Annotated in this window: 7 protein-coding genes; 4 read left to right on the top strand and 3 right to left on the bottom strand. The window is 34.8% G+C overall.

What is annotated here, in order from left to right:
* Positions 1 to 1,151, bottom strand: a 1,151-nt coding sequence (locus ACXJH6_RS00060) for a ribonucleotide reductase barrel domain-containing protein (protein ID WP_456469718.1), incomplete at its 3' end; no start/stop codon positions are given.
* Between the two features lie 169 nt (positions 1,152 to 1,320).
* Between ACXJH6_RS00060 and ACXJH6_RS00055 the strand changes: the two genes are divergently transcribed.
* Positions 1,321 to 2,331 carry a TDT family transporter gene (locus ACXJH6_RS00055; protein ID WP_456469717.1) on the top strand — a complete coding sequence of 337 codons (1,011 nt, stop codon included), beginning with the start codon at positions 1,321 to 1,323 and terminating at the stop codon, positions 2,329 to 2,331.
* 2 nt (positions 2,332 to 2,333) lie between these two features.
* A complete protein-coding gene (locus ACXJH6_RS00050; protein WP_456469716.1) occupies positions 2,334 to 2,636 on the top strand; it encodes an ArsR/SmtB family transcription factor in 303 nt (100 codons plus the stop codon).
* 5 nt (positions 2,637 to 2,641) lie between these two features.
* Here ACXJH6_RS00050 and feoB read toward each other — a convergent pair whose 3' ends face one another.
* Together feoB and ACXJH6_RS00040 are read right to left on the bottom strand one after the other, a co-directional pair.
* On the bottom strand, positions 2,642 to 4,663 hold the full coding sequence (feoB, locus tag ACXJH6_RS00045) for a ferrous iron transport protein B (RefSeq protein WP_456469715.1): 2,022 nt from the start codon (positions 4,661 to 4,663) through the stop codon (positions 2,642 to 2,644).
* 9 nt (positions 4,664 to 4,672) lie between these two features.
* A complete protein-coding gene (locus ACXJH6_RS00040; protein WP_456469714.1) occupies positions 4,673 to 4,897 on the bottom strand; it encodes a FeoA family protein in 225 nt (74 codons plus the stop codon).
* Between the two features lie 87 nt (positions 4,898 to 4,984).
* Between ACXJH6_RS00040 and ACXJH6_RS00035 the strand changes: the two genes are divergently transcribed.
* Positions 4,985 to 5,515 (top strand): Uma2 family endonuclease, encoded by a 531-nt coding sequence (locus ACXJH6_RS00035; protein WP_456469713.1) that lies wholly within the window; start codon positions 4,985 to 4,987, stop codon positions 5,513 to 5,515.
* Positions 5,512 to 6,681: a formate-dependent phosphoribosylglycinamide formyltransferase gene (purT, locus tag ACXJH6_RS00030; RefSeq protein WP_456469712.1), complete on the top strand. Its 1,170-nt coding sequence runs from the start codon at positions 5,512 to 5,514 to the stop codon at positions 6,679 to 6,681. The genes ACXJH6_RS00035 and purT overlap by 4 nt, the downstream gene beginning before the upstream one ends.
* Positions 6,682 to 6,838 lie beyond the last annotated feature (157 nt).

Here is a 6,838-nt window from a genome sequence, read left to right as displayed (position 1 = left end):
TTTTCAAACTCTTCTCCGTAAAGGTCTGTCAAGTCCCCCGTTTCATACGGGTCAAAAAGAGTCCAAAGACCGTCTTCTTGTACTCTTTTCATAAATAAATCCGGAATCCATAAAGCCGGAAAAAGGTCATGAGCTCTTCTTCTTTCTTCTCCGCTGTTTTTCTTCAAATCCAAAAAGTCCAAAATATCCATATGCCAAGGCTCAAGATAAACGGCTATAGCCCCTTTTCTAGTACCAAGCTGGTCAACGGCAATAGCAATATCATTTGTAATTTTAAGCCAAGGAATAACCCCTCCGGCCGCATTTTTGTGATTGTCGATAAAACTGCCTAGAGCTCTTATTTTGCTAAAATCCCAGCCTATTCCGCCGCCGAATTTTGATAAAAGAGCCATCTCTTTATAATCGTCAAAAATTCCTTCTATATTATCGTTCATACTTCCCACATAACAGCTGCTGAGCTGATGGCGGGTAGTTCTTGCATTAGAAAGCGTCGGCGTTGCCACCATTACTTCGAATTTAGAAATAACATCATAAAACTTCTTAGCCCAATACCCCCTGATTGATTTAGGGTCGTTTAAATCAATGTTATCCCTGTCATTTTCAGGAATACTATCAGGATTTGTTTCGTTTTGAGCCAAAAACATAGCAACGCCCATAAAAAGCTGCTGAGGAAGCTCTATCGGATTTCCATGTTTATCTTTTATGATATATCTGTCATAAAGAGTTTTAATACCAAGATAAGTAAACTGTAAATCCCTTTCGGGTTTAATATAATCGTTTAAATCATTTAGGTCATATTTTTCTTTTAATCCCGGTATAATTCTTCCGGCCTTCTCGCCTTTTTCAAAATATTCCTTAAGATGATTATAACCGCTAAATCCCGTAACCCTGTGGTATAAATCATATAAGAATAGTCTTGCCGCCACAAAATTCCAGTTTGGTCTGTCTATATCTATCTTATCGACCGCTGTTTTTATTAAGGTATCCTGAATCTCTTCAGTGGTAATTCCGTCACGAAACTGAAGTTTTGCGTCAAGTTCAAGTTCACTGTAATCAACCCCATCAAGTCCCTCACAGGCGGCCATCGTATATTTTCTTATCTTGCTGATATCAAGCGGCTCGCGTCTGCCGTCTCTTTTTATAACTGTTATTCCCGGATACATTCATCTCCTTTGAAGTAAAAAATAATATTTTTAATGCGTTATGAAATAATATCACAATAAGTTTAAATTAATATAAAGGATTAGCACAAACACATCAACATATCTTGATATGTTTACATATTAGTGGTATAATTATAAATAAATTGAGGAGGGTCATATGAATTACATTAAAAATTTCGCACCTTCATGGTTTGCAAGTATAATGGGAACGGGAATACTTGCGGTAAGCTGTAAGCTTTTTAGCGGTTATTTACCGTTTTTATTACCTTTATCAAAAGGGCTTTTTTATTTTAATGTAGGTATGTTTTTTATTTTTCTGGTTTTATGGACATTAAGATGGCTTTTATTTTTTGAAAACGCGAAAAAAGACCTTTTCCATCCGGTAACCTCAGCATTTTATCCTACAATTGCTATTGCAATGCTTGTAATTGCGGGAGGGTTTATTATTATTTTCCATAATTTTAAATTCGCTGAAATTTTCTGGCTCGCCGGGGCTCTGCTTACCATATTTTTTGCGTTTTTAATCTCTTTTATAATGTTTTGTCATGAAAACATAGAAATCCACCATATTAATCCCGGATGGTATATTCCACCGGTGGGATTAATCGTAATTCCGATAGCCGGGGCGTTTTTTGAGCCTTTAAATAATGGAATTTATCAGGAAATTATTACATTAATAAATGTTTTAGGATGGGGAGGAGGATTTTTCTTGTACCTTGCTCTTTTGGCAATCATCGTTTACAGACTTATTCTTCACTCTCCGCTTCCGGGAAAAGTAGCTCCTACCGTATGGATTAATTTAGGTCCGATTGGGGCCGGAAACATCGCTTTGATAAATATCGTTTCAAAAACATCTTTCATAACAGATAAAGAACCGTTTTATATTTTTGCACTGCTTTTTTGGGGATTCGGGCTTTGGTGGCTTGGAATGTCCATTATAATGACATTAAGATACATTAAAAAAAGAGAGCTTAACTATTCAATCGCATGGTGGGCGTTTATATTCCCTCTGGGCGCATATACGGCATCCACTCATTTAATAGCAAAAACTCTTAATATTGAAATAATTGATATTTTGGGATTTATTATTTTTTGGTTACTGTTTTTCTTATGGACCATAACCTTAGTCAATACTCTTAGAAATCTAAAAAACATTTTCAAAGGATGAAAATGGAGGAATTTTTAAAAACCGTATCTGCTCTTAAAGACGAAACGAGAATAAAAATATTAAAATTCTTATTAAAATATAACGAAAGATGCGTATGCGAACTTGAAGCAAGTTTTAATATGCTTCAGTCCCGCCTCTCAAGGCATCTGAAAATCTTAAAAGACGCCGGATTTTTAAAGTCAAAAAGAGAAGGAAAAAAAGTTTTATATTCCATAAAAGAAGTGAAAGGCTTTAAAAAAGCAGCTTTAGACGAAATTGAAAAATTAAAAATTGACCTCCCGACTCTTAAAGAATGTTCTATTTGAATTACTTAACTAGCTATCATATAACCTATTAATGCCGCAATATAAGCAAAAACATTCGGATAAATAGTATAAAAAAGTCTCCACTGCCATTGAGGAACTTCAGCCCAAAATGTCCCCATTGCCGCAAGGCAAGGTGAATAAAACATAATTATTAAAATAATCGCAACAGCCGTTGCAAAAGGAATATTTTTTCTAATAGTTTCAATCAGCTCCTTGCTTGTCTCATCACTATCAGGAGTATGATAAAGTACCGCCATAGTCGAAACAACCACCTCTTTTGCAGCAAGTCCACTTAATATTGCAACACTCTCTTTCCATGTAAATCCAAGAGGTTCAAACACAGGATTAATCGCTCTCCCTATATCCGCCAAATATGAATGCTCAAGAATATATGCCTGTTTTTCACTATCCTGAATATTTTGAAGCTCTTTTTCATGTGCAGGATATGAGCTTAAAAACCAAATAATCAAACTTGCAGTCGCAATAAATGTCCCGGCTTTTTTAAGATACATTTTTGTTTTAATCCATAAATCAAAAAGAATGGCTTTAATTTTTGGAAATCTGTATTTTGGAAGTTCCATTACAAAAGGCTCCGGTTCGCCTTTAAACAAAACAGCCCTTAAAATTTTAGCTACAATCAACCCCATTAACGCTCCTCCGATATATATGGCAAACAAAACATTTCCCTGAATTTCAGGAGCAAAAAACGCGCTTACAAACAACACATAAACAGGAAGTCTTGCACCGCAGCTCATAAACCCTATTACAAGCATGGTTATTAGTCTGTCTTTTGGATTTTTTAGCGTTCTTGCGGCCATATATGCCGGCACACTGCACCCAAACCCGCTTACAAGCGGAATAAACGACCTTCCCTGAAGCCCGAATCTCTTTAACACCCCGTCCATCACATAAGCAGCCCTTGCCATATATCCGGTCTGCTCCATTAAATTAATTCCAAGATATAAAATTAAGATGTTTGGCAAAAACATAACAACCGCACCGACAGCCGGAATAACACCATTAACCACAGCATCTTTTATAAACCCTTCAGGCAATAATCCTCCAACCCATTCTCCAAACGCCCCGAAACTTGCGTCAATATAATCCATTGGAATACTTCCTAAACTAAAAGTTGCCTGAAAAATAGCCCACATAATAAACAAAAATATTGGAAGTCCTAAGATTGGATGAATTAAGATTTTATCTATTTTTTCCGTAAGTGTCTCTTTTTTTGCTTTTTTAGCTATTTGAGTTACAACTCCTTTGCTTAAAGCAAACCTCTCTTCAAACATTATAGTTTTGGTATCTTCTTCGTCATATTCAACTCTTAATCTCTCTTTTGCCGCTTTTAAAACATCAAGCAGCTCACTATACCACGGCTTTTCATGAATAATTTTATAAATATCCTCATCGTCTTCTATGAGACGAATTGCTACAAATCTTTTAGAAAATTTACAATCTTTTATTTTTTCTTTTAAATTTTCAATCTCTTCTTCGACAATTTCTGAATAATAAACTCTTGGTGTGTTTTTTTCCTCATATGTTTTAATTACTTTATTAAAAAGCTCTTCAAGCCCAAATTTTTCTTTTGCGGATACATTCTCAGCCCTAATATTTGTTAAAGTAAAAAATTTATCTGTATCTATTTCGCCACCTTGTCTTGCGTATTCGTCATACATATTAAAAGCAACTACCATAGGATGCTGCATATCTGCAATTTGCCATGTAAATGCAAGATTTTTTTCAAGCTGATTTGAATCTATTACATTTAAAATCAAATCATACTCTTCATTTAAAAGATAATTTTTTGTAACCTGCTCTTCCGGAGTGTAAGGATGAAGAGAATAAGTCCCCGGCAGGTCTATAAGTTTTATTTTGTATCCTCTTCTTTCAAATTCCACTTCTTTTTTTTCAACCGTAACCCCACTAAAATTTCCGACATGCAAAGTCGCGCCCGAAATTGAATTGATAAGATGACTCTTTCCGACATTTGGCTGACCGACCAATGCTACCTTAATCTCTTTCATTGCTTCTCCTTATATTTTTTCAACCTCAATCTGCTTAGCTTCTTCTTCTCTTAGAGCAATACTTGAATTGCCTACTTCTATATCAAACGTATTTTTTGCCAAAGTGTGTTTTAAAACCTTTACCTTTTCCCCTCTTGTAATACCCATTGAAAGAAGTTTTGATTTTAAAGGCTCTTTTGCATATATTTTTTTAATTATTCCTTCATCGCCTATTGAAAACTCATTTAGTCTCATTTTATCTCCTTATAGAATATTTTATGTGTGGTATAATATCAGTAACTAAAAAAAATTTTTTTGATATATATCAAGAAAAGGTAAAAAATGTGCTTGATTGAATATTATACATACGAAGATTATAAAAATTGGGAAGGCAATTGGGAATTAATTAGAGGAATGCCTCTTGCAATGGCGCCAAGTCCTGTGATTTCACATCAAATAGTAGCAACAAATATCGCTACTGAATTAAATTCCAACAAAAAGTGTGAAGAGTGTATAGCCGTAATGGAAGAAGATTGGATTATTGAAGAAGATACAGTTGTAAAACCTGATGTAAGTTTTATATGTTCAATTGAAAGTGATTTTATTATCAAACCTCCTGAAATAGTAGTAGAAGTTGTAAGCAAATCAACTGCAAAAAGAGATGAAAAAATAAAAAAAGAGATTTATGAAAAAGAAGGTGTAAAATATTATATTTTAGTATATCCTAACTTTTTGAAAGCCAGAATTTTTAAAAACGAAAACGGCTTTAAAAAAGTAGGAGAATTTAGTAAAGAAACTTTTGAATTTAACTTACCTTGCAAAACAAAAATTGACTTTGAAAAAGTATTTAAAATTTTAAGGAGAAGAAAATGAAACTATCAACACCGCTAAAATCAAATTCAATTAAAATTATGCTGCTTGGAAGCGGAGAACTTGGAAAAGAAGTGGCGATTGAGGCAAACCGCCTTGGATGTGAAATAATCGCAGTTGACAGATACCCAAACGCCCCTGCAATGCTCGTTGCTCAAAAATCATATGTAATTAATATGAAAAACAAAGAACAGGTACTTGATGTTATAAGAAGGGAAAAACCGGATTTTGTACTGCCTGAAATAGAAGCTATAAACATAGAAGCTCTTTTTGAAGCCGAAAAAGAGGGAATACATGTTATTCCAAACGCAGAGGCTGTAAATAAAACCATGAACAGAAAAAATATTAGAGTATTTGCCGCCGAAACACTTGGACTTAAAACCTCAAAATACAAATTCGTATCAACCTATGAAGATTTAAAAAAAGCGTGTGATGAACTGGGATATCCTCTTGTTGTAAAACCTATTATGAGCTCATCAGGGCATGGACAAAGCATTGTAAAATCTCCTGAAGAAGTAATTACCGCATGGGAATTCGCAAAAGCGGATGCAAGGGGAAGTGCGGATGAACTGATTGTAGAAGAGTTTATCGATTTTGATTATGAAATTACGCTTTTAACCGCTAAAAACGACAGCGAAATAGTATTTTGCCCGCCAATCGGACACATTCAAAGCGGAGGGGATTACATCTTCTCATGGCAGGAAATGGAAATGAGCGAAACGGCTTTACAAAAAGCTCAGGAAATCGCACGTAAAATCGTAGAAGGACTCGGAGGCAGAGGAATTTTCGGGGTTGAGCTGTTTGTAAAAGGAGATGAGGTATATTTTAGTGAAGTCAGCCCTCGCCCTCATGATACAGGACTTGTGACCCTTATTACTCAGTCACAAAGCGAATTTGCTCTTCACATAAGAGCAGTCCTTAACCTGCCTCTTGGATTTGAATTTTTAACTCCGGGAGCCTCTGCTGCGTTTAAAGCCGACAAAGATAGCTATATACCTACATTTGAAATTGACCCTGAAGTTTTTAGTGATAATAGCCGCTTTATCGTATTCGGAAAACCAGAAGCTCATCCGGGACGAAGAATGGGAGTGCTTTTGGTAAGTGATAAAACCTCAAAAGAAGCGCTAAAAAAAGCACAAGAGCTTATAGGAAAAATCAAAATCCTATAACTCTTTTTTAATATACGCTTTCAAATCAAGTGATAATTTCCATTTAGAATGTATAAAATTTAAACACTCTTTCCTTTTTTTTTCTTTCCTTCGTATAATACAATTGCAATAATAAAATCATTAAAGGAGTCTTTATGAAAAAAATAGAAGCAATTAT

The sequence above is a fragment of the Caminibacter sp. genome (assembly GCF_053999135.1).
Note: the sequence above shows the minus strand (reverse complement) of the source record. Positions and strands in the feature narration are given on the sequence as shown.

Coding starts and splice junctions, on each gene's coding strand:
- ACXJH6_RS00050 (WP_456469716.1), top strand. CDS start 2,334: ATGGAGGAATTTTTAAAAACCGTATCTGCTCTTAAAGACGAAACGAGA.
- ACXJH6_RS00035 (WP_456469713.1), top strand. CDS start 4,985: ATGTGCTTGATTGAATATTATACATACGAAGATTATAAAAATTGGGAA.
- ACXJH6_RS00055 (WP_456469717.1), top strand. CDS start 1,321: ATGAATTACATTAAAAATTTCGCACCTTCATGGTTTGCAAGTATAATG.
- purT (WP_456469712.1), top strand. CDS start 5,512: ATGAAACTATCAACACCGCTAAAATCAAATTCAATTAAAATTATGCTG.
- ACXJH6_RS00040 (WP_456469714.1), bottom strand. CDS start 4,897: ATGAGACTAAATGAGTTTTCAATAGGCGATGAAGGAATAATTAAAAAA.
- feoB (WP_456469715.1), bottom strand. CDS start 4,663: ATGAAAGAGATTAAGGTAGCATTGGTCGGTCAGCCAAATGTCGGAAAG.